Origin of the sequence: Priestia megaterium (genome assembly GCF_046599315.1) — a bacterium.
Lineage (GTDB): Bacteria > Bacillota > Bacilli > Bacillales > Bacillaceae_H > Priestia > Priestia megaterium_F.
Map to the genome: position 1 here is coordinate 160,788 of NZ_JBKIKC010000001.1, position 20,838 is coordinate 181,625.

The window sequence follows — 20,838 nt, forward strand, 5'->3', positions numbered from 1 at the left end:
GATTGGAGGTTAAGAAATGAGAAGCAGTAACACACATGTAATTCAATCGCGTCAAGACATTATCAACTTTGTCAATTCAAATCCAGTTACGTCTAAAAGCTGGAAAATCATTTTGGTAGCTTTAGGAGGCATTTTTGTCGACGCCTATGACTTTACCAGTCTCGGGATTGGAGCTGATCAATTAAAGGAACAATTTAACCTTTCTCCTGCGGGTCTTGGAAGCCTTACAGCTATTATGGCCTTTGGCGCTTTGTTAGGGGCTACTGTAGGTGGATATTACACCGACAAATTCGGCCGCAACAAAATGTTTTTAATTGATCTATTTTTTATGGTGTTCGCAGCTCTTGGCGCTGCTTTAGCGACTGATCTAGTTTGGTTATTTATCTTTCGGTTTTTAATGGGTGTAGGTGTAGGGCTAGATGTTCCCGTAGCGCTCAGCTTTATTGCTGAGTTCAGTAATTTAAAGAAAAAAGGCCAATACGTGAACTTGTGGTGTCCACTGTGGTACGTGGCCGCAACTGTTACTGGGCTTGTTGTTCTTCCTTTTTATCTGCTGGGGCAGCACGAAGACATTTGGCGCTGGTCGGTAGGATTTGGAGCAGTTGCTGCACTAATCGTGTTAATTTTACGCTACCGCTACATGGATGAAAGCCCGATGTGGGCCGCTCATCATCTTCCGCTTAAAGAAGCGGTCAAAGTGTTAGAGAAAACCTATGACATAGAAGTCACAGTAGCCAATAGTGCAAAAGAAGAACCTTTATCTCGTTCAAAAAAACTGTCTTACAAAGCGATTTTCCAAGGGAAGTATCGGGCTCGAACATTTTTAGCTTCCATTATTACGGCCACTCAAAGTATGCAGTACTTTGCAGTTGGCTTCTATATCCCAACCATTTCTACGCTTATTTTTGGCAAAGAAATAATTTATGCAATTATTGGTACTCTTTTCTTTAATTTATTCGGGATTATTGGTGGCTTTACACAATCGCGACTAACTGAACAAGTCGGCATAAGAAAACTTGCGATTACAGGCTATACCATTTGTTCTTTAAGCTTAGTCCTGATGGGGCTTACAGGCGATACCCATTTTATTGCGCTGCCAATTTTATTTATTGCTTTGTTTATTTTCGGTCAATCTTTTGGCCCCGGAGCGCAAGGGATGACGATGGCCACTCTTTCTTACCCGACGGAACTGAGAGGGCTAGGCTCTGGATGGGGGCAAGGAACAACGCGTATCGGCAGTATTTTAGGTTTTTACTTATTCCCGGTTGTACTTTCAATTGGCGGGATCTATACGACGTTTCTAGTCCTTACGATTGTTCCCGTTATTGGATTGATTGCAACGGTTCTTATTAAGTGGGAGCCTATTGGCACAGATGTCGAAAAAGAAGAAAAACAAGGATTTGAAAGCAACAAAAGCTTTAGTGAAAAAAGAGAGGTCTATCACTAACCATCATTTTAGTAAAATAAGCAACACGAAAAATACCTTCAAGTATAGTTGCTTAAAGGTGTTTTTTCTTTAAAGGTTGATAAAAAAAGTGCTAGTAAAAAGCTATGTAAAACGACCCATCACCACCGTGTTATAGTACTTGCCGTCTGACAGCAGCTTGTCATTTTTTAATATTCTTTCTACTTCAAACCCGAACCTCTCATATAAACGAATTGCTTTTTTATTGGTCCCTAACACATTCAGCGTCATTTTCTTCATGCCGACGCGATCTGCCCGCAATATGGACTGCTGTAAAAGACCTTTGCTGATGCCATATCCCCAAAATTATTTTACGACGCACACACCAAACTCCACCTTATGCGAAAATCGTTTCAGCTCATTACCTTCGCATCTTGAGTAGCCGATAATCCGATTCTGTACAACCGTTACTAAGAATAAGTTTCGTTCACTTTCTGCATCACGTTGAATAAGCTTTTCAAACTCCGCTTTATCCATATACCCTTCTCCTGGTTCACGATCTAAGTTTTCCGTTTCTCCATCTAGCTGAACTCTCAGGTGAGATAATTCGTCTGCATCGCTAGTGGCAGCTGAACGAATGATGTACTGAAGTCCTTTCACATGGTAAATCTGCTGGCTGATGACCATCGTATACCTCCAAACGTCTTTCTTTCATTAAAACTATTAATTAAGTTTTATTTACTTTATTATAAATATTATACATAAATAGAAGAAAGAGAGTTGAATGAGTTGCTTTGGTTACTGCTTTTGGTCCTATACGGCATTTATAAAATCTATAAATCAAAAAGACCGTTAACGAAGTTTGGCCATTTTTATGAGAGAGCGTTTGAGCTAGAAGAAAAAAAGCGATATGAAGATGCGCTTGATGTACGCAACCAAGGGATTGAACTCCCTACCCTTACCGATTTAGAACGAGCTGATTTACATTTAGCAAACGGGCGTATGCTTTTAAAACTAAAGCAATATGAAGAATCAACGAAACACTACGATGCATCATTCAAGCTAGCAAAATACGAAAAATTTCCTTACTCTGAGGGATTCGACGAAGTCATTGAAGCCTACTTGTATACGGGGCGTAAAGAAGATGCGCTGGCAATAACCAATGACATGTTAAAACGACAAAGCTATGATAAAAAATTCAAGAAGCTAGAGCCTTTAAAAGAAAAGCTTCTTTCATAGGAAGACTCATGGTAAAATTAAACAAATGAAAGCGCGTTATTAAGAGCGATTGAGGTGAGCATAATGGTCATGACCGTTATTGTGGGAGTGCTGGGTCTGATTGGTTTAATTGCAGCAGGATTTGCGACGAATTATAAAGATACAAAGTAAGATTCCATAAAAAAGAACAAGAACCAAGCAGGTTCTTGTTCTTTTTTAACGCGCCAATAGCTTTTCTGTTACGCACAAAAACATCTTTACTCCGACTTCAAGCGAGGCTTCATCTATTGTAAACTTCGGATGATGATGAGGGTATACGATGCCCTGTTCTTCATTTCGGGCTCCGATGTTAAAAAAAGCTCCTTCCGTTTCCTGCAGGTAAGCTGAAAAATCTTCTCCTCCCATTTTAGGAGACAGCATTTTAACACGTTCTTTTCCATATACTTCGATGGCTGTTTCTTCAATTAAACGCGTAACGTTTTCGGAATTAATGACGGGATGATAGCCTTTTTCATACGTAAAAGTGTACTCTGCACCGTAAGCTTCGGTTAGTCCTTTTACAATTCGGTCAATTTGTGCCGGAACTTTTTCTCGTACCGCTGCGTCAAAGCTGCGAACGGTACCGTTAAGCTCCACTTTATCAGGAAGTACATTATGCGTAGTTCCTCCGTGGAATTGCGTAACCGATACAACTAATTTATCTATGGGATTAGTCGTTCTTGAAACAATGGTTTGGAGATTCGTCACGATTTGCGCTCCTACAACAATGGCATCAACTGCTTCATGAGGCGCTGCGGCGTGCCCTCCTTTTCCTTTAATTGATATGTTAAACGTATCAGGTGAAGCCATCATGGGACCTGCAAGTACCCCGATTTCTCCAACCGGAAGACCAGAATTCAGATGCGTGCCAATCACGTAATCCACATCTTCCATTACGCCTTCTTTGACAAGCTCCTGCGCTCCTCCAGGCAACAGCTCTTCTGCATGTTGAAAAATCAAGCGAATTTCTCCTTTAAATTCATTTCCTAACCGAGAAAGAACAGAGGCTACTCCTAACAAAATAGCCGTGTGACCGTCATGTCCGCATGCATGCATCACGCCTTTGTTACCCGAAGCAAACGCAAACGTATTTTCTTCTTCAATTGGCAGCGCGTCCATATCCGCTCGAATCGCAACTACTCTTCCCAGCTCTTTTCCTGCTAATCTAGCCACCACGCTTGTTGGTGTAGGACGCGTAATGACAAAGTTCCCAAACGAAAGCAGCGTATCTTCAACGAACTGAGCTGTTCGGTGCTCTTGAAACGACAATTCGGGATAACGATGAAAATGTCTTCTCCACTCAATTACTTGCTTCTTTAAGCTTTCTGTTACGCTGTATTCACTGATTAATTTGACTGTCATACACATACTCCTCCTTTGTTTCACTATACCGATTAGCTGGAACGGAAAGATTTAAATTTCCGCGCAGCGTATCGCTTTTATACGAAGTATCGTAAAGTCTCCGCTCTTGTAAAATAGGCACCACTTTTTCCACAAATTGATGAAACGTCTCGCTCGTAAACGGGCGAAGCACAAATCCATCCGCTGCTTCCTGCTCATATTTTGCATTTCATCCGCTACGTGCTCCGGCGTTCCTGAAAACGGTGAACGAGGTAAAATCGTATCAAGTGCCACTTGTCTTAACGTTAACTTTCGAGTAGCCGCTGCTTGTTTAATTTTATTCGTGGTGCTTTGAAATGCATTTGCTCCGATATCTCCTAACTCTGGAAACGGTGCGTCTACGTCAAATTGATGAAAGTCATAATCATCAAAAAAACGAGCTAGATATGTAATGGCATGATCAATTGGAATTAAAGCGGCAAGCTCTTGATATCTTCTTTCTACATCTTCCTCGCTATCTCCTATAATTAAATCAATACTTGGAAAAATGAGAAGTTCTTCATGGTTTCTGCCGTGATTTTTTGCTCTATTTTTCATATCTTGATAGAATGCCTGTGCTTCTTCTAATGTATGTGCATTTGTATAAATCGCATCCGCATTTTCTGCTCCGAATCCTCTTCCTCTTTCTGATGAACCAGCTTGAAACACAACCGGATGTGCTTGTTTTGAACGAGCAATATTTAACGGCCCTTGAACATGAAAATGCTTGCCTTTAAATCCAAGCGTATGCATTTTTTTTGGATTAAAAAACTGACCGGTTTCTTTTTCATAGGTAAAAGCATCATCTTCCCACGAATCCCACAGCCCTTTTACTACGTCGAGATGCTCTTTTGCAATTTCGTATCGTTCGCTGTGAAGAGGAAGATATCCTCTGCTGTGATTGCGCGCTGCTCCTTCTTGCGGAGAAGTAACTAAGTTCCATCCCGCTCGCCCGCCGCTGATATGATCGAGAGACATGAGCTGACGAGCGATTGTAAAAGGCTCACTGAAACTTGTTGAAACCGTCCCAACTAACCCAATGTAATTCGTAGAAGCAGCGAGAGCTGATAAAAGCGTAACTGGCTCAAAACGATTTAAAAAGTGAGGAATGGATTTTTCAGATATCGCTAATCCATCCGCAATAAAAACAAAGCTGAACAGTCCTTTTTCCAATATACGCGCTTGTTTCTTGTAAAACTCAATATTAATGCTTGCATCAGGTTCTACGTCTGGATGTCTCCATCCATCCGTCGTATTTCCAAGTCCTTTAATATTTGCTCCTATCTTTAGCTTTCTTTTTTCACTCAACGTATGCTTCCTCCTTTTTATAACAAATAAAAAAGAGATGCTTTGATTGTTCAAAGCATCTCCAGTCGTCTGGTCGATCGTTTTTAAACGGCTATTTATTTAGAGAAAATAGCTGTTTACTTCTCATTTATTTAGCATACTTGAATAGTATACTTACTATTACTATAAGTCAAGTTTGTTTTTAGTTAAAATGGATGTAACTCTTACTTCTTTAGTTAAACTTAATTACGATTTCATTCTTTTTAAATTTCTTAAAACTCACTTTGACTATCGGAATAACCGGTGATATAACTATATGTACATTCCGCATCCATACTGCCTGTCAGGCTATTGAAGGCTTTTATCTTCTCTTCAACTTGAAGCAGGATAAGAGCCTTTGGCATTTAAGGAGGTGAATTTTTTACCTAACTTATTTATTTTCACTACTTAACTAAGGAGGCGTTACATATGAGTTTGCAATTTGCTTATTGGGCCCCGAACGTAAGCGGAGGCCTTGTCATTTCCAACATTCCTCAAAAAACAGAGTGGTCATTTGAAGCAAACAGCCGTTACGCGCAAATTGCCGAACAGGTAGGCTTTGATTATGTTCTCTTGCAAACTAGGTTTTTTGCAAGCTACGGAGCTGAAAATCAACTAGAAGCTGCGACTCTTGCTTCTGCTTTGGCCGTCACTACTAAAAAAATCAACATTATTACAGCGGTTCTTCCGGGGTTATGGCATCCCGGCGTATTTGCTAAAATCATTTCGACTATTGATCATATCAGCAGCGGACGCGTCTCTGTGAACGTTGTAAGCGGCTGGTTTAAAGGTGAATTTAACGGCTACGGTGAACCATGGCTAGATCATGATGAGCGCTACCGCCGTTCTGAAGAATTTATTAACGTGCTTCGAGAACTATGGAAAAACGAAACGACTACGTTCAAGGGAGACTTTTACCGATTAAATGACGCACCGTTAAAACCAAAGCCCCTTCAGCCGCCAAAAGTATTTCAAGGAGGAAACTCTAAAGCCGCCCGTGAAATGGCAGGCCGAGTATCAGACGTTTATTTCATGAACGGTAACTCGATTGAAAACTTAAAAAACCAAATTGAAGATGTAAAGACAACCGCAAACGGCCGTGATATTCAATTTGGCGTAAATGGGTTTGTCATTGCCCGTGAAACAGAAGAAGAAGCAAAACAAGTGCTAAAAGAAATTGTTCTACAAGCAGATAAAGAAGCCGTTGAAGGATTTGAAAGCCAAGTAAAATTTGCGGGCAAAGCTTCTCCTCAAGGTGAAGGCATGTGGGCAAACTCTTCATTTGAAAACTTAGTTCAGTATAATGATGGTTTCCGAACTGGCCTTATCGGCACAGCAGAACAAGTCGCCAATCAAATTATCGAACTGAAAAAAATTGGTGTGGATATTATTTTGACAGGCTTTTTACATTATAAAGAAGAAATCAAAATGTTTGGCGAAACCATTATTCCGCTCGTAAGACAAAAAGAACAGGGACTAAAAGAAAAAGCGGGTGCATTGTAAATAGTTTATCGTAATGAACATTAAAATCTTTGGAGGTATGTTATGTCAATCGAAATTTCTGCACATCCTGTATACAATCAATCTACGCGCGTTATTACGCGTCCATCCGCGAGAAAATTGCTTGTCTCGTAGATGAAATCATTCGCCCTAATGCAGCTCGCACAGATGAAGAAGGCGCTTTTCCACGAGAAAATTTAGAAGCGCTTATTAAAGCAGGCTGGGGAAATATTCTTGTACCAAAAGCATACGGCGGCTTAGAGCTTGATCACGTGGCTTTTGCGATTGTGGCTGAAGAAATTGCAAAAGCTTGTGCCTCTACTGCTTTAGTTTACGTGATGCATGTCGGAGCGATTCAAACTATTACGCTGTACGGAAATGATGATCAAAAGACACGTTGGTTAAAACCGATTGACCAAGGGCTGATTGGTACGTATTCTACAAGTGAAAAAGCCTCAGGAGGACACTGGTGGTACAACTTCAGTCAAGCGCAGCGGAATGACGAAGATTATGTAGTTAATGCTGACAAATCATTTACTACAAGCGCCGGGCAAGCTGATTTTTTATATCGTCCAAACACGCAGTCCTGAAGCACAAGAAGCAACTGATATTAGCTTTTTTATTGTAGACGGAAAATCAGACGGCATTACTGCAAGTCCATGGGAAGCGCTGGGCGTTCGCGGTAATCACAGCGGTCCGATTTCTTATAAAAATGTAAACGTGCCAAAACGAGACCTTCTAGGCAGTGAAGAAACAGGGAAAGAAATTGTCTTAAACGGCGTTTCCCCTATTTATTTAATTGGCCTTGCTTCTGCTTGGCTTGGAGTAGCCGAACATGCGTTAGAGCTTGCAGTTAACCATGCAACGCGAACAATTCACCGTGATTTTAATAACCAGCTTAGCGATTATCAAGTCATTCGCCAGCAGATTGCCGAAGCAAAAGTCCTCATTGAAAGCACAAAACCATGGCAAATTGACTTGGCAGAACAGCTTGATATTTTACAAGCTGAACAAAAAGCACAAGGTGTTCTTCCCCTCCCATTGACTGAATTTAAAGTTCATGCTTCAGAAGTAGCCAGCAAAGCGACGCGAATCGCCTTGGATGTAAGCGGTGGATACGGCTATAAAAAAGGCCCTATTGAACGCTTGTTCCGAGATGCCAGAGCGGGCATTGCTATGGGCCCTTCTAATAACATTGCCAGAGAATGGATCGGAAAGGACCTTGTAGGGCTTCCGCTTGAACTTTGGATTAAAGGCGGAGAGTAAAATTTAACATCGTAAAAAAGAGAATCTTTTATAGGATTCTCTTTTTTAATTCTTTAATGTAACAACTACATTCCCTATTTTACGTCCAGTTTCTACATATTCATGAGCTGCTGGAACTTGTTCTAAAGAGTAGCGTCTATCAATCACTGATTTAATCTGGCCTTCTTCCATCAGCTTTTTAAGAAAGAATAAATCTTCCGTCTGTACTTTGGCAATTCCTTGCCCTTCGACCGAAACAAACCGCCCATTTAGAGCTAACGCTTCTTTGCAGTCGTTTTTTGTGAGTTTTCCAACGGCATCAAAAATAAGATCGTACCTTTCTTTTCTTTTAGTAAAATCTTCGTTTTTATAATTGATGACGTGATCTGCTCCTAAAGACTTTACTAGTTCGCTATTTTCAGCACTGCATACACCTGTCACTTCGGCTCCGTAATAGCTAGCAAGCTGTACAGCGGCAGTCCCCACCGCGCCTGAAGCGCCGTAGATAAGAACTTTCTGGCCTGCTTGTATTCTTCCTTTTCTAAAAAAATGCAAAGCTGTTGTACCGCCAAAAGAAATTGAAGCGGCTTCTTCATAGGTTATATTCTCTGGCTTTATGGTCATTGTTCCCTTTTCTGATAAGCAAATATATTCCGCATATCCACCGAATTTCATGCCCGTCATCGCAAAAAGCTGATCTCCTTTTTTGAACTGTGTCACGTTCTTTCCGACTTCCACTACTTCTCCAGCCAGTTCTACTCCTAGTATCGGTTTTCTAGGCTTTCGTAACCCTAAGACCAGTCGCATAGGAAGCCACAATAATAGTGGGCTATTAAAGCTTCTTACCCTGCAGTCGCCTGATGTGACCGTGGTTGCATGAATCTTCACGAGTATTTCATGCTCTTTTGGAGCAGGCTTTTCTACTTCTTTAAGCTGAAGAACATCTGGTTTACCATACTTTGTACACACCATTGCTTTCATAACAGCTCTCCTTTTCTCACGAGAGTTCGATATATATTTATAAACTATGCTCAGCGAGGGCTATTCTTTCACACTTTAAAAAGGATAGCTCTGAATCCACTAACATATATGGTAAATAAAAGGATATTGCTATAAAATTAGTATAAAAACAGAAAGTGTGGTAGCTATTGTTTAAACTTCTTTTAATTGAAGATGATATAACGCTGTTTAATGAACTGAAAGAGCGGTTGGAGCAGTGGTCTTATGATGTGTATGGAATTCATGATTTCAGCAGCGTGATGCAGGAGTTCAGCGAGGCAAAACCTGATTTAGTTATTATGGATATTCAACTCCCGAAGTATGACGGCTTTCACTGGTGCAGAATGATTCGCTCTCACTCAAAAATCCCTATCATCTTTTTATCTTCACGTGACCACCCTTCGGATATGGTGATGTCTATGCAATTTGGAGCTGACGACTTTGTACAAAAGCCGTTTCATTTTGATGTGCTTGTAGCAAAAATACAGGCTCTTCTCCGCCGTGTGTATAATTACAGCGTTGAGCAAGTAAGCCTTCTTTCATGGCAAGGAGCAACGATTGATTACGAAAAAAATAAAGTATCAAACAAATCTAAAACTATCGATTTAACCAAAAATGAAATCTTTATTTTAAAATGCTTAATCCATAAAAAGAATACGATTGTAAGCCGGGATGAACTGATTAATAGCCTATGGGAAGATAAACGCTTTATTAGTGATAATACGCTGACCGTAAACGTCAATCGTCTGCGAAAAAAGTTAGATGAAATTGGCCTGGGCACCTTTATTGAAACAAAGGTTGGTCAAGGCTACGTAGCGATTGAAGAGGAACGCTATGATTAAAACCTTTATCCGAGAGCGTATAAGCTGGATACTTTTCTTTTTTACGATTCATCTTTTTATGCTTTTTATCGCTTATATTGATGAATCTATCCCCCTGTCTTCTATTTTCTATATCGTGTTTTTATCATGGATTATTTTTCTTGTTTTTTGCACCTTTCGCTATCAGAAAGAAACGAAATTTTACCAGAAACTAAAAGATGAAGAGGATTTCTTTGATTCCTCTACTCTTTCTCATCCCCTGCGTCCTTTTGAAAAGATTGTTCAGCGAAACTTGATGCATCAATTAGAACAAGCTAAAAAAGATACAATGCAAACACAGCTGCACGTGACGCAGGAAAAAGATGAACTGTTGGCTTGGATTCACGAAATTAAAACTCCGTTAACTGCGATGAATTTAATGATTGAACGTTTAGAAAATCAAGAATTAAAAGCAAACTTAACGTTTGAATGGCTCCGTATTCACTTTTTACTTGATCAACAACTGCATCAAAAGCGCATTTTCTTTATTGAAAATGATATGTATATTGAACATGTGGAATTAGAGCCACTCATCTTTACCGAGATAAAAACACTGCAAGCTTGGTGTATGAGAAAAAATATCGGCTTTGATTTAGACCTACAAACAGAACGTGTACTGAGTGACTCAAAATGGCTTGCGTTTATTATGAGACAGCTGTTAACAAACGCAGTCAAGTACAGTGAAGAATCTGACGTGATGATTAGAAGCTACGAGCAGCACGGTCAAGTCTACATAGAGGTGAAAGACAATGGACGCGGAATCTCTCCTCAAGATATGCCGCGCATTTTTGATAAAGGTTTTACATCGACCACTCAGCATGAAGACAGCCGGGCTACAGGCATGGGCTTGTATCTGGCTAAAAAAGCGGCGCATGCTCTTTCTATTCACATTGGCGTGCAGTCTGCTCTTAACGAAGGCTCAACGTTTACACTTGCCTTTCCTAAATCAAATGATTTTGTGGATATGAAAAGCATGTGACAAAAATGTCACATGCTTTCGTTATTTGTTCGGTGAATCAAAGGAAAAGCTAAAGCCCTTTTTCTATAATAAACGTATCAGATTAAAGGAGTGAATACATATGAACATATTAGAAGCAACTAATATTCATAAAAGCTATGGAAATAAATTCAATAGACAAGAAGTATTAAAAGGCGTAGATATTACCATTATGAAAGGAGAATTTGTAGGAATTATGGGCGCTTCAGGCTCAGGTAAAACGACGCTTCTTAATGTGCTTTCCTCCATTGATAAAATCAACGGCGGAATCATCAAAATTGAAGGAAATGAAATTAGCAAAATGAAAGAAAAGCAGTTAGCAAACTTCCGAAAAACACATTTGGGTTTTATTTTTCAAGACTATAACTTGCTCGACACGCTTACCGTAAAAGAAAATATTCTCTTGCCTCTTTCTGTTGCAAAAACCCCTTCAGCAATAGCTCATAAGAAATTTGACGCGCTGGCTAAACAGCTTGGCATCTATGAGCTGAAAGATAAATATCCAAGTGAAATTTCGGGCGGACAAAAACAGCGTACTTCTGCTGCAAGAGCCTTTATTCATGAGCCAAGCATGATTTTTGCTGATGAACCAACCGGTGCTCTTGATTCAAAAGCAGCAAGCGGTTTATTACATAAACTAACCGAACTTAATGACAAAAGAAGCGCAAGTATTGTGATGGTAACGCACGACCCGGTTGCTGCCAGCTACTGCAGCAAAGTCATTTTTATAAAAGATGGACAAATTTATACGCAGCTGTACAAAGGCGACCAAAAGCGAAAAGACTTTTTTGACGATATTATGAAAACCCAAGGCGTACTTGGCGGAGTTCAAGATGAATATTAATCAGCTAATTTTTCGCAACTTAAAAAAGAATTTAAAAAACTATTATTTATATGTTTTTGCACTGGTGTTCAGCGCAGCTTTATATTTTGCTTTTGTAACGCTGCAGTATGACCCTGCTCTTGATGCAACCAAAGGTTCGATTAAAGGAGGCGCAGCAGTTCGAGCCGCTTCTGTTTTACTTGTAGCTATTGTCTCTATCTTTCTTTTATATGCAAATACGATTTTTATTAAGCGGCGCAGTAAAGAAATTGGTTTATTTCAGCTAATCGGCATGACTAAAACAAAAATTTTCCGTATTTTGACCGCTGAAAATTTTATGCTGTATTTTGGCTCACTGATTATCGGCATTTTAATCGGGTTTTCGTTTTCAAAAGCGGTCATTATGATTTTATTTAAAATCACCGATACAAAAGGCATTGCCAAGCTTCATTTTTCCGAAGAAGCCCTGATTCAAACGCTGATTGTGTTCGGAGTTATCTATTTGCTGATTATGACGATGAACTATCTTTTTATTAAAAGACAGACCATTTTAGCTTTATTTCGAGTCACTTCATCAACGGAAGGCAAGATAAAAAAGATCAGTATAGCTGAAATTATTATGGGGATTCTCGGCATTACCTTTATCGCTTCAGGCTATTATATTTCCGCCAAATTATTCGACGGCTCTTTTACCAGCATGAATGCTTTAGCAATTGCGATGGTATCTATTTTAGCTTCAGTTATCATAGGAACTTACTTATTTTACAAAGGCTCTGTTCGTTTTTTATTAAACCTCCTGCGGAAAAGCAAAAACGGCTATTTGTCGATTAACGACGTATTATCTCTTTCTTCCATTATGTTTCGGATGAAATCAAACGCATTATTACTGACGGTTATTACAACGGTATCCGCTCTTGCTATCGGTTTTTTGTGCTTGAGCTACATTTCCTATTATTCTGCTGGAAAGTCGGCTGAAGACTATGTACCTAACGATTTTGCTATTAATAATCCAAAAGACGCTGCTTCGTTTAAAGCCGCGCTGGATCGAAAGAAAATAGCATACACAGAAAAAAAGATCGGCGTTATCCAAGTAAAAGCAAACGTAAAAAACATCTTAGAAAACGATTTGGAAAGTCCAATGGTGGACTCGTCCGCTATGACGATTCCGGTGATCAGTGAAAAATCAATTAATGACGTAAACGTAGCTCAAAACGAAACTTTATTTACCGGCTATAACAATATGCTTCAACAAGCAATGGCCTTTAAAGATTCAGGGCAAATTGAGTTAAAAGGAAAGAAAAAAGTAATTTCACAAGAGTATGTAGGATTAAATCGAAAGTTTCTTCTATCCATTTATTTTACAGGGGGCGGTTTGCCTACTGCGATTGTAGACGACCGCATATTTAATGAGCTAAAAAAGGATGCAGATCCTTCTATTCAAAAAGAATTTTCTCTCTACACTGGAATAGACATATCAAAAGAAGATGACTTACTAAAAGCAAATGAGCTTTTCGAAGAGATGAAATTTAGCGATGATAGCTTAAATGACTCACGTATAGAAATGACAGCGAGTCAAAAACAAAATATGGGTCTAATCATGTTCATTGTTGCTTTTCTAGGGCTGGCATTTTTAATCACATCAGGCTGCATTCTTTATTTTAAACAAATGGACGAAAGTGAAGATGAAAAACCAAACTATACGATTCTTAGAAAACTCGGCTTCACCGAAAAAGATTTATTAAAAGGAATAAAAATAAAGCAGCTTTTTAACTTCGGTATTCCGTTAGTCATTGGCTTGCTTCACAGCTATTTTGCCGTTCAATCCGGATGGTTCTTGTTTGGAACTGAACTTTGGACACCTATGATCATCGTGATGATTGTCTATACTGCTCTGTACTCTATCTTTGGTATTTTATCCGTTCTTTACTATAAAAAAATTATTAAGAAGGCTCTGTAACGATAAAAGGCACAAGCTGCAGCTTGTGCCTTTTATCGTTACATGCAATTAATTGCTTACATTCTCTTTATTCGCCTCACTGGATACGTGCAAAAACCCTTCTAATCGCTTTTTTACAAACGGCCATTCTTCATCAATTATACTAAAGATAACCGAATCTCGTACGTATCCGTCAGATAGAACCATATGTTTTCTGCTGACGCCTTCTTGAGTAGCACCTAACCGTTTAATAGCCGCTCTGGACCGCTTGTTTCTTACATCCGTTTTGAATTGAACGCGGTGAAACTTTAGTTCTTCAAAACAATGTCTTAGTAATAAATACTTGCACTCCGTATTGACTCGCGTGCGCCAAACAGATGGATGATACCACGTCCACCCTATTTCTACGCTTTTGTTGGGAAGGGATACATCTAAAAACCGCGTGCTTCCTACAATCGAATTTGATGCTACATCAAACACAGCGAAAGGCAGCTCTCTTCCTTCTTGCTTGGCTGTTAAAGCATTTTCTATCAGCTGTTTAATATCACTTAGACTATGAACTTTGACCGGGAGGTGCTCCCAAATTTCTTTAGACTTTGCAGCTTCATATAATTCTTGCTCATGCATTTTTTCGAGCGGTACTAGCTTTACTGCTGTTCCTATAAGTTCAACTGACTTTAGCATAACCTCACTCCTTTTCTATATATCTAAAGGAAATGTTAATACATGTATATGTACTGAAAAAGGGTCAGTTTCTGCTTATTGGAGGGTATCACTTTCAGTATATATAGCTAGTAATCAGCTAAGTGTCTTTCGAGAAAATCATTTATGGTTTGGAAGGCTTCGTCCGCTGATTCTTTATTAAAGGCGTGTGAAAAAGGATTCATAAAACCATGAAAGCCGTGAAACGTTTTAATTTCCAAAAGCGGCTCTCTTTTTTGCTTTAATGAGTTTACTAAATAGTCCACGTCAAATGTTTTCTCTTCTGCAGGAAAAATAAGAAGCGTTGGACAAACAGGACGTCTATTTAGATCATCTCTAATACGCGATCCGTAACAGCCAATCACAAAGTCACACAAATTGTTTTCACTGCATAGCCACGATATCGTGGCTCCTACACTGAAGCCTATGACTCCTACTCTTTCATATTCTTGTTTTAGTTGAATTAACATGTTATTAATTTGTTTTGAACTCTCGTCAATACCAATGTTTTGAATAAAGTTTTGATAAGCCCTTCCTTCTTCTTCATAACTATAAGGAATGTCTCTAGATAATAAGTTAGGGCAGGTAATATCTGCCTCTAACTTAGACAATTTCTGTTTCATAAACTTCATATGGTCATTCAAACCGTATATTTCATGAATTAATAAAATCGCTTTATTTGGTTTTCCCATGCCTTTTATAAAACAGTCGTTTCTCTTGCCAGTTCACGATGCAATACTTCTCCCATACGCTTCATGCCTTCAACGATTTGTTCAGCAGACATATTGGAATAATTCAAGCGCAGTGCATTGTTTCTTGTGCCGTTCGGAAAGAATGGCGTTCCAGGTACACAGGCCACGTTATTTTTTAGACATTCTGAAAAGATATGTGCTGAATCGATTCCTTCAGGCAGCTCTACCCAAATAAACAATCCGCCTTCTGGCTTACTGTAAGACAAATTTCCCGGAAAAAATTCTTCGATGCACGATAACATTTGTGTACATCGCTCTTTGTATACGGCTTTAATTTTTTGAATGTGCTCTTCGATATTGTAAAGCTCCATGTACTTAGCCGTTACGCGCTGAGCAAAGCTGTCCGTATGTAAATCAGCCACTTGCTTAAACGCCACGTACTTATCAATGAAAGCTTCATCCGCACACACCCAGCCGATTCGAAGACCTGGTGCAAAAATTTTAGAAAATGTGCTGATGTAAATAACTCTGCCTTCTGTATCAAAATGTTTAACCGGCGGCAGCATTTCCCCTGCAAATCGTACGCCTCCGTACGGGTTATCTTCTACAATTAGCACGTCGTAGGCGTTCGCAAGCTCAATCATTCGCTGACGTCTTTCTCGCGTTAATGTGCGGCCTGTAGGATTTTGAAAGTCCGGAATCGTATAAATGAATTTAGCATGGGGATTTTCCTGAAGCTTTTTCTCTAGTTCTTCCATGATCATTCCGTCTTCGTCCATGTCTACTTCTACAAAAGTCGCATTGTAAGATTTGAATACGTTAATGGCCGCTAGATACGTTGGGCTTTCACAGATTACCACATCTCCATCGTTAAGAAACAGTCTTCCCGTAAGATCGATTGCCTGTTGAGATCCGGAAGTAATTAAAATGTTAGAAACAGCGGATTCGATGCCGATATGCTGCATTCGTTTAGAAATTGCTTCTCGTAAAGGAATATACCCTTCTGTTGTACTGTATTGAAGCGAAGCGGCTCCGTCTTCATTTAATACGGCTCGGCACGCATCGTTCATTGCTTCAACGGGAAATAGTTCAGGCGCCGGGAGTCCTCCTGCAAATGAAATCACTTCTGGTCGTTCTGTTACTTTTAAAATTTCGCGAGTTTCAGAGGATTTTACAAGACTAGCTCGTTGGGCAAATTTATTCTTCATTGATGATCATTCCTTTTTTAGATTTTAAACTTTTTTACGAAGACTCAAACTTTCAATGTTAAAGGTAATTATTCGAATAGTCAGAAAAATTAATGCGGATGCTTTTCTCTATGAAATCAAGCAGCTTTTACATCCTGCAAGATGACTTTTTAACAGACAACTAGCAACTGTTTACAACTCGTCGAATCCACTATCTGACTCCTCATTCCTACTTTATGCCGCTTTCTCCTTTCTATCCGTTTTTTCTTGTTCACTGCTTATAATACAAATCAAAGGTCGTACGATAATTATGGCCTTGTATTTAATGTATGTTAAAAAGGATAACATAAAAATCAAATAAATAAACAATAAATTCTATAAATTCTTAATTTTTTATGCAAATATATTTATCTCACTAAACTATTTTGTAAGTTTCCTTCCTTTTCATTGACCTTCCATATAAAACTCGTTATAATCCTTATTAACTTGATAAGATTTAAAGGTTTTAATACAGGAGTGATAAAAGGTGAAATGGTTTCATTTCTTATTTAATGAGCGCTGCCCTAAATGCAAGCAAGTGTTAAATACATCTAAATCCAATGCGCTTCGCTCTACTGTTGTGAAAGTATGTCTGTCTAACCACTATCAAAAAGAATTTCATCCCGCGCTTGAAACGTTTGTGGAAAGTGATGAAGTACTATAAAAAGAGCTATGGGAATCCATAGCTTTTTATAGTAGCCCCCACCAAATCTTAATCGCCGTTGCCAAAATCAAACCGGCAAGGATCCACTGAAGCACTTTTGTATTCATTTTCTGACCAACTTTTGCACCAATCGGAGAAGCAATCAGGCTTGCAGCAACTAAAATGAGTGCCGGTATAAATGGAACTTGATTCGTCAGCAGCTTTCCAGCCGTCGAGCCAATCGAAGAAATAAAGGTAACGGCTAGTGAAGTCGCGATGGTCATTCGAGTTGAAATTTTAAGCACCACAAGCATCACAGGAACTAAAATAAACGCTCCTCCTGCTCCTAATACTCCTGCTACAGCTCCGATAAGAAGTGATAAAATAGAAGCTACGCCTTTATTAAATTGAAGTTCGCCTTCTTTTATCCCACCTGAATTCTTCTTTGGAACAAACATCAAAATAACCGCAATAAGAGCTAAAACTCCATATACAACATTTAATCCTTGTTCACTCATATAATGAGAACTGTAGCTTCCAAGCATACTGCCAATTAGAATATTGCTGCCCATATATAAAATCAATGATTTATTTAGAAATCCGCTTTTTCGATACGCCCATACGCCGCCTATTGTCGCAAAGAATACTTGAATGGCTCCTGCACCTGAGACTTGATGAGCCGTTAATGCTCCTACTCCTACTAATGGAGGAATATATAACAGCATCGGATAATTAATAACAGACCCGCCAATGCCGACCATACCGGAAATAAACGACCCACTAAATCCAATAAGAAAAAGCGTGATGATAAATGTAAGATCCATTATAGTCGCTCCGTTTCATACAAGGAAAGGGTACCTTTTACAAGAGATGCCCTTTTCATCCGTGGTTCCTTAGCCTTTTTTAATCCAAAATTTTAGAATGTCGCCTTCTTCTGTATGAAAAAGCTCGTGATCTCCAGATTTCGCCCAGGCTGCAAGGTCATTTTTGCCCCTTTATCCGTTGCGTGGATTTCTAACACTTGACCTGCTTCTAGTTCATTCATTGCTTTTTTGTTTTAACAATCGGCATTGGACACGCCAGCCCTTTTGCATCTAGTACTTTATTTGATTCCATTTCTCTTTCTCCTTTGTTTAAGTTGAATTTTTCACTTAGCGAATGGCACAGCGGTTTGGACCGATTTCCATTTCACGCTGTTTTTCTTCATCGGGGCTTACTTTCCCCATATTGGTTTCACGAATTTCTTGATAGGCATTTGGCTGGGGCGGTAAATTATCTGTTACTAAGTGTCTGAACTCCGCTTCGTCTTCAATATTTAATCCATGATTTTTTGCAAATAATGTACCTAACGTTTCAGCTACGCTGCCGCTGTCATTTAGCTCATCAATAATCATAAAATGAGCTGGCAATACAGTTAAATCATCTGATAATGCTTTATAGCGTTTATAAAGCGTCTCGCGCAAATCGCCTACCCAGTCTTCTGCCATACCAGCTAAATCAGGACGTCCAATTGAATCAATGAACAAAATATCACCTGAAAGCAAGTATTGATCATCTACAATAAAAGAAGTCGACCCAATCGTATGACCCGGTGAATAAAGAGGCTGAATCGTAATTGTTGTGTTACCAATTACGACATCGTTGCCTTCTTCTAAAGCCTTGTAGTCAAAAACCACTTCTTTTGCATCTTTTGGAGGCAGCCAGTACGCTGCCTTTGTTTGTTCAGCAATGACTCTTCCTCCTGAAATGTGATCTGCGTGAAGATGGGTATCAAACACATGCTTAACTGTTACACCACGTTCTGTGGCAAAGTTGATGTACACATCCGCCATACGCGTCGCATCAATAATAGCAGCTTCACCGTTCGATACGATCATATAAGATAAACACCCTTTACCGATACGAACAAACTGATAGATTTCTCCGCCGTCTTTCAAATGGCCGACTTTAACGGGCTCTAAGTGTTCACCCCATGCTTTCATACCTCCTTTAAAGTATGAAACTGTAAGACCAGCTTCTGAAAGCATTTCAGCTACCATCACTGATGAACCTTCTTTGGCACAAACTACTACTACTTCTTTATCAGAAGGAATTTTCTCTAAGATTTCTTCTACTCCGTCTAAAAGATCGAAGTATGGAACATTTAAATGATCAAAGTAATGACCTTCAATTTTCCAATCGCTAAAATCACTTTCATTACGAACGTCTAGAATAAATAACTGTTCTTTATTAATAATTTTAGATGTAACTTCTTTTGCAGTAAGTACATGTACTGTCATATCAAAATACCTCCTTGGGTATATAAAATATCAAGTTTTTTTAATCTCTTATGATCGATTGGTTATTCTACTTTACCCGTCCAGTCACGCATACCAGGAACCACGTTAATTAAGTTTTTAAATCCTTGCTTTTTCATCGTTTGCCCTGCCATTTCACTTCGTCTTCCAGAGTGGCAAATAATATAAATTTCATTTTCTTTATTTAATTCATTCGAACGTTTTTCTACTTCACCAAGCGGGATATGAACAACGCCTGGAATATGTGCTTCATCATATTCTTCTACTTCACGAACGTCTAAGATATGAAGGTGTTCATCATTTTCTACTTTTTTCGCAAATTCTTCTAATGAAATTTCAGGAATTGGCGTTACGTTTTCTTCAGCTCCGCCTTTACGAAGAAAGTGATGAAGAACGTCACCTTCTGTTTCAGTTCCTAAATACTCATGACCTGTGCTTTTTGCCCACGCCTGTAAGTCAGCCGTAGACCCTTTATCCGTTGCTTGAATTTCTAGCACTTGACCTGCTTCCAAGTTATTCATTTTCTTCTTTGTTCTTACGATTGGCATTGGACACGCTAGTCCTTTTGCATCTAGTACGAAGCTAGCTTGCATCATTTCTTTTTCCTCCTCATTTTAAATACTAGTAGGGGTATATTTTTTCTTAAAAAATTAGATCGTTTTCCCTTTCTACTCCATCATTCCACTGGTCATATTAGTAACGCTATAACCTTGTTGCTCAAGAAAACGAGTTGCCACGCCGCTTCTGCCTTCAGGACGACAGACGCCAATATAGTTCTTTGTTTTGTCTAAATGAATAAGTTTACGATTCCGTCTTCTGCATCGGCTAAATACGCCGCTACGCCTGCATATTCAATATTGTCTAACAGCTCTTTTTCCTGTAATCCTAGAAGATCCATCGTCATCGTACAACCCACTAACTTCACGTCTTGTTCTTGCGCCATTTCAATAAGCTGCGGCAGCGTTAAAGCATTATGCTTTTTCATCACGTTTTTAATCATTTTAGGTCCCACACCTGCAAAGTTCATTTTAGATAAGCCCATTTTATCCGCACCGCGCGGCATCATTTTGCCGAACATCTTTTCTAAAAATCCTTTTTTCACCGGCACCATTTCTTCTTTACGAAGCGCATTTAATCCCCAAAACGTATGGAATATCGTCACTTCATGGTCATAAGCAGCTGCTCCGTTAGCAATAATATAAGCTGCCATTGCTTTATCATAGTCACCGCTAAATAATACAATCGTTGTTCGTTTCTTTTGTTCAGCCATGTTGTTCCTCCCTTACCCCACGGGGTATAATTACTTTTAAAAAAATTATCCTTTTTGGACGTAAAAGATGAATGTATTACCTTCTTCTTTAAAATCAATGAGCTTGTGTCCTGTTGATTTTGTCCACGCTGTTAAATCACTTTTGGCACCTTTGTCCGTTGTCTGCACTTCTAATACTTGACCTGTTGTTAAAGTGTCCATTGCTTTTTTTGTTTTTACAATTGGCATTGGACAAGCTAAACCTTTTGCATCTAAAACGTGATCAATTTTCATATTATCT

At 39.1% G+C, this 20,838-nt stretch carries 18 protein-coding genes and 4 pseudogenes; 9 read left to right on the forward strand and 13 right to left on the reverse strand.

What is annotated here, in order from left to right:
* The first annotated feature begins 16 nt into the window (after positions 1-16).
* A complete protein-coding gene (locus ACLHDF_RS01000; RefSeq protein WP_413917193.1) occupies positions 17-1,447 on the forward strand; it encodes an MFS transporter in 1,431 nt (476 codons plus the stop codon).
* Between the two features lie 102 nt (positions 1,448-1,549).
* Here ACLHDF_RS01000 and ACLHDF_RS01005 read toward each other — a convergent pair.
* Positions 1,550-2,092: pseudogene (locus ACLHDF_RS01005) on the reverse strand (GNAT family N-acetyltransferase).
* Positions 2,093-2,185: 93 nt separating this feature from the next.
* On the opposite strand from ACLHDF_RS01005, the gene ACLHDF_RS01010 reads away from it, so the two are divergent.
* Positions 2,186-2,644, forward strand: a complete 459-nt coding sequence (locus tag ACLHDF_RS01010) for a hypothetical protein (protein WP_413917194.1) — start codon at positions 2,186-2,188, stop codon at positions 2,642-2,644.
* 195 nt (positions 2,645-2,839) lie between these two features.
* Here ACLHDF_RS01010 and ACLHDF_RS01015 read toward each other — a convergent pair whose 3' ends face one another.
* Both ACLHDF_RS01015 and ACLHDF_RS01020 read right to left on the reverse strand, forming a co-directional pair.
* Entirely contained in the window at positions 2,840-4,024 is a 1,185-nt protein-coding gene (locus tag ACLHDF_RS01015) for an amidohydrolase (RefSeq protein WP_413917195.1), read from the reverse strand.
* Positions 4,002-5,350: pseudogene (locus ACLHDF_RS01020) on the reverse strand (LLM class flavin-dependent oxidoreductase). The gene ACLHDF_RS01015 and the pseudogene ACLHDF_RS01020 overlap by 23 nt, the downstream one beginning before the upstream one ends.
* A 447-nt stretch (positions 5,351-5,797) precedes the next feature.
* On the opposite strand from ACLHDF_RS01020, the gene sfnG reads away from it, so the two are divergent.
* Positions 5,798-6,871, forward strand: coding sequence for a dimethylsulfone monooxygenase SfnG (sfnG, locus tag ACLHDF_RS01025; protein ID WP_413917196.1), 1,074 nt, complete (start codon positions 5,798-5,800; stop codon positions 6,869-6,871).
* Between the two features lie 42 nt (positions 6,872-6,913).
* Positions 6,914-8,134, forward strand: a pseudogene (locus tag ACLHDF_RS01030) (acyl-CoA dehydrogenase family protein).
* A gap of 45 nt (positions 8,135-8,179) precedes the next feature.
* Here the strand turns inward: ACLHDF_RS01030 and ACLHDF_RS01035 are convergent.
* The gene (locus ACLHDF_RS01035; protein ID WP_413917197.1) at positions 8,180-9,094 is read right to left on the reverse strand and encodes an NAD(P)-dependent alcohol dehydrogenase; all 915 of its coding nucleotides are present in this window, start codon (positions 9,092-9,094) and stop codon (positions 8,180-8,182) included.
* Positions 9,095-9,261: 167 nt separating this feature from the next.
* Between ACLHDF_RS01035 and ACLHDF_RS01040 the strand changes: the two genes are divergently transcribed.
* From ACLHDF_RS01040 to ACLHDF_RS01055, 4 genes are all read left to right on the forward strand, one after another.
* Entirely contained in the window at positions 9,262-9,954 is a 693-nt protein-coding gene (locus tag ACLHDF_RS01040; RefSeq protein ID WP_413917198.1) for a response regulator, read from the forward strand.
* The gene (locus ACLHDF_RS01045) at positions 9,947-10,951 is read left to right on the forward strand and encodes a sensor histidine kinase (protein WP_413917199.1); all 1,005 of its coding nucleotides are present in this window, start codon (positions 9,947-9,949) and stop codon (positions 10,949-10,951) included. Before ACLHDF_RS01040 ends, ACLHDF_RS01045 begins: the two co-directional genes overlap by 8 nt.
* A 100-nt stretch (positions 10,952-11,051) precedes the next feature.
* Positions 11,052-11,813 (forward strand): ABC transporter ATP-binding protein, encoded by a 762-nt coding sequence (locus tag ACLHDF_RS01050; RefSeq protein WP_413917200.1) that lies wholly within the window; start codon positions 11,052-11,054, stop codon positions 11,811-11,813.
* Positions 11,803-13,749 (forward strand): FtsX-like permease family protein, encoded by a 1,947-nt coding sequence (locus ACLHDF_RS01055; protein WP_413917201.1) that lies wholly within the window; start codon positions 11,803-11,805, stop codon positions 13,747-13,749. The genes ACLHDF_RS01050 and ACLHDF_RS01055 overlap by 11 nt, the downstream gene beginning before the upstream one ends.
* Before the next feature lie 48 nt (positions 13,750-13,797).
* Here ACLHDF_RS01055 and ACLHDF_RS01060 read toward each other — a convergent pair whose 3' ends face one another.
* The 3 genes from ACLHDF_RS01060 to ACLHDF_RS01070 all read right to left on the reverse strand — a co-directional run bounded on the left by ACLHDF_RS01060 (position 13,798) and on the right by ACLHDF_RS01070 (position 16,330).
* Complete coding sequence (locus ACLHDF_RS01060) at positions 13,798-14,412, reverse strand: GNAT family N-acetyltransferase (RefSeq protein ID WP_413917202.1); 615 nt, start codon at positions 14,410-14,412, stop codon at positions 13,798-13,800.
* A gap of 107 nt (positions 14,413-14,519) precedes the next feature.
* The gene (locus ACLHDF_RS01065; RefSeq protein WP_413917203.1) at positions 14,520-15,122 is read right to left on the reverse strand and encodes a dienelactone hydrolase family protein; all 603 of its coding nucleotides are present in this window, start codon (positions 15,120-15,122) and stop codon (positions 14,520-14,522) included.
* A 5-nt stretch (positions 15,123-15,127) separates the two neighbouring features.
* Complete coding sequence (locus tag ACLHDF_RS01070) at positions 15,128-16,330, reverse strand: PLP-dependent aminotransferase family protein (protein WP_413917204.1); 1,203 nt, start codon at positions 16,328-16,330, stop codon at positions 15,128-15,130.
* 505 nt (positions 16,331-16,835) lie between these two features.
* Between ACLHDF_RS01070 and ACLHDF_RS01075 the strand changes: the two genes are divergently transcribed.
* On the forward strand, positions 16,836-17,012 hold the full coding sequence (locus ACLHDF_RS01075; RefSeq protein ID WP_413917205.1) for a hypothetical protein: 177 nt from the start codon (positions 16,836-16,838) through the stop codon (positions 17,010-17,012).
* A 26-nt stretch (positions 17,013-17,038) separates the two neighbouring features.
* On the opposite strand, the gene ACLHDF_RS01080 is transcribed toward ACLHDF_RS01075, so the two are convergent.
* The 6 genes and pseudogenes from ACLHDF_RS01080 to ACLHDF_RS01105 form a co-directional block, all read right to left on the reverse strand.
* Complete coding sequence (locus ACLHDF_RS01080) at positions 17,039-17,815, reverse strand: sulfite exporter TauE/SafE family protein (protein WP_413917206.1); 777 nt, start codon at positions 17,813-17,815, stop codon at positions 17,039-17,041.
* A gap of 69 nt (positions 17,816-17,884) precedes the next feature.
* Positions 17,885-18,107, reverse strand: a pseudogene (locus tag ACLHDF_RS01085) (sulfurtransferase TusA family protein).
* 35 nt (positions 18,108-18,142) lie between these two features.
* The gene (locus tag ACLHDF_RS01090; protein WP_413917207.1) at positions 18,143-19,270 is read right to left on the reverse strand and encodes an MBL fold metallo-hydrolase; all 1,128 of its coding nucleotides are present in this window, start codon (positions 19,268-19,270) and stop codon (positions 18,143-18,145) included.
* A gap of 62 nt (positions 19,271-19,332) precedes the next feature.
* Entirely contained in the window at positions 19,333-19,884 is a 552-nt protein-coding gene (locus ACLHDF_RS01095) for a sulfurtransferase TusA family protein (RefSeq protein ID WP_413917208.1), read from the reverse strand.
* Positions 19,885-20,075: 191 nt separating this feature from the next.
* On the reverse strand, positions 20,076-20,558 hold the full coding sequence (locus ACLHDF_RS01100) for a DsrE/DsrF/DrsH-like family protein (protein ID WP_413917209.1): 483 nt from the start codon (positions 20,556-20,558) through the stop codon (positions 20,076-20,078).
* Positions 20,559-20,603: 45 nt separating this feature from the next.
* Positions 20,604-20,831: a sulfurtransferase TusA family protein gene (locus ACLHDF_RS01105; RefSeq protein WP_413917210.1), complete on the reverse strand. Its 228-nt coding sequence runs from the start codon at positions 20,829-20,831 to the stop codon at positions 20,604-20,606.
* Positions 20,832-20,838 lie beyond the last annotated feature (7 nt).

Bases quoted from the DNA above. Each gene is read 5' to 3' on its own strand.
- ACLHDF_RS01000 (WP_413917193.1), top strand. From the start codon at position 17: ATGAGAAGCAGTAACACACATGTAATTCAATCGCGTCAAGACATTATC.
- ACLHDF_RS01015 (WP_413917195.1), bottom strand. From the start codon at position 4,024: ATGACAGTCAAATTAATCAGTGAATACAGCGTAACAGAAAGCTTAAAG.
- sfnG (WP_413917196.1), top strand. From the start codon at position 5,798: ATGAGTTTGCAATTTGCTTATTGGGCCCCGAACGTAAGCGGAGGCCTT.
- ACLHDF_RS01035 (WP_413917197.1), bottom strand. From the start codon at position 9,094: ATGAAAGCAATGGTGTGTACAAAGTATGGTAAACCAGATGTTCTTCAG.
- ACLHDF_RS01045 (WP_413917199.1), top strand. From the start codon at position 9,947: ATGATTAAAACCTTTATCCGAGAGCGTATAAGCTGGATACTTTTCTTT.
- ACLHDF_RS01050 (WP_413917200.1), top strand. From the start codon at position 11,052: ATGAACATATTAGAAGCAACTAATATTCATAAAAGCTATGGAAATAAA.
- ACLHDF_RS01055 (WP_413917201.1), top strand. From the start codon at position 11,803: ATGAATATTAATCAGCTAATTTTTCGCAACTTAAAAAAGAATTTAAAA.
- ACLHDF_RS01060 (WP_413917202.1), bottom strand. From the start codon at position 14,412: ATGCTAAAGTCAGTTGAACTTATAGGAACAGCAGTAAAGCTAGTACCG.
- ACLHDF_RS01065 (WP_413917203.1), bottom strand. From the start codon at position 15,122: ATGGGAAAACCAAATAAAGCGATTTTATTAATTCATGAAATATACGGT.
- ACLHDF_RS01070 (WP_413917204.1), bottom strand. From the start codon at position 16,330: ATGAAGAATAAATTTGCCCAACGAGCTAGTCTTGTAAAATCCTCTGAA.
- ACLHDF_RS01080 (WP_413917206.1), bottom strand. From the start codon at position 17,815: ATGGATCTTACATTTATCATCACGCTTTTTCTTATTGGATTTAGTGGG.
- ACLHDF_RS01090 (WP_413917207.1), bottom strand. From the start codon at position 19,270: ATGACAGTACATGTACTTACTGCAAAAGAAGTTACATCTAAAATTATT.
- ACLHDF_RS01095 (WP_413917208.1), bottom strand. From the start codon at position 19,884: ATGATGCAAGCTAGCTTCGTACTAGATGCAAAAGGACTAGCGTGTCCA.
- ACLHDF_RS01100 (WP_413917209.1), bottom strand. From the start codon at position 20,558: ATGGCTGAACAAAAGAAACGAACAACGATTGTATTATTTAGCGGTGAC.
- ACLHDF_RS01105 (WP_413917210.1), bottom strand. From the start codon at position 20,831: ATGAAAATTGATCACGTTTTAGATGCAAAAGGTTTAGCTTGTCCAATG.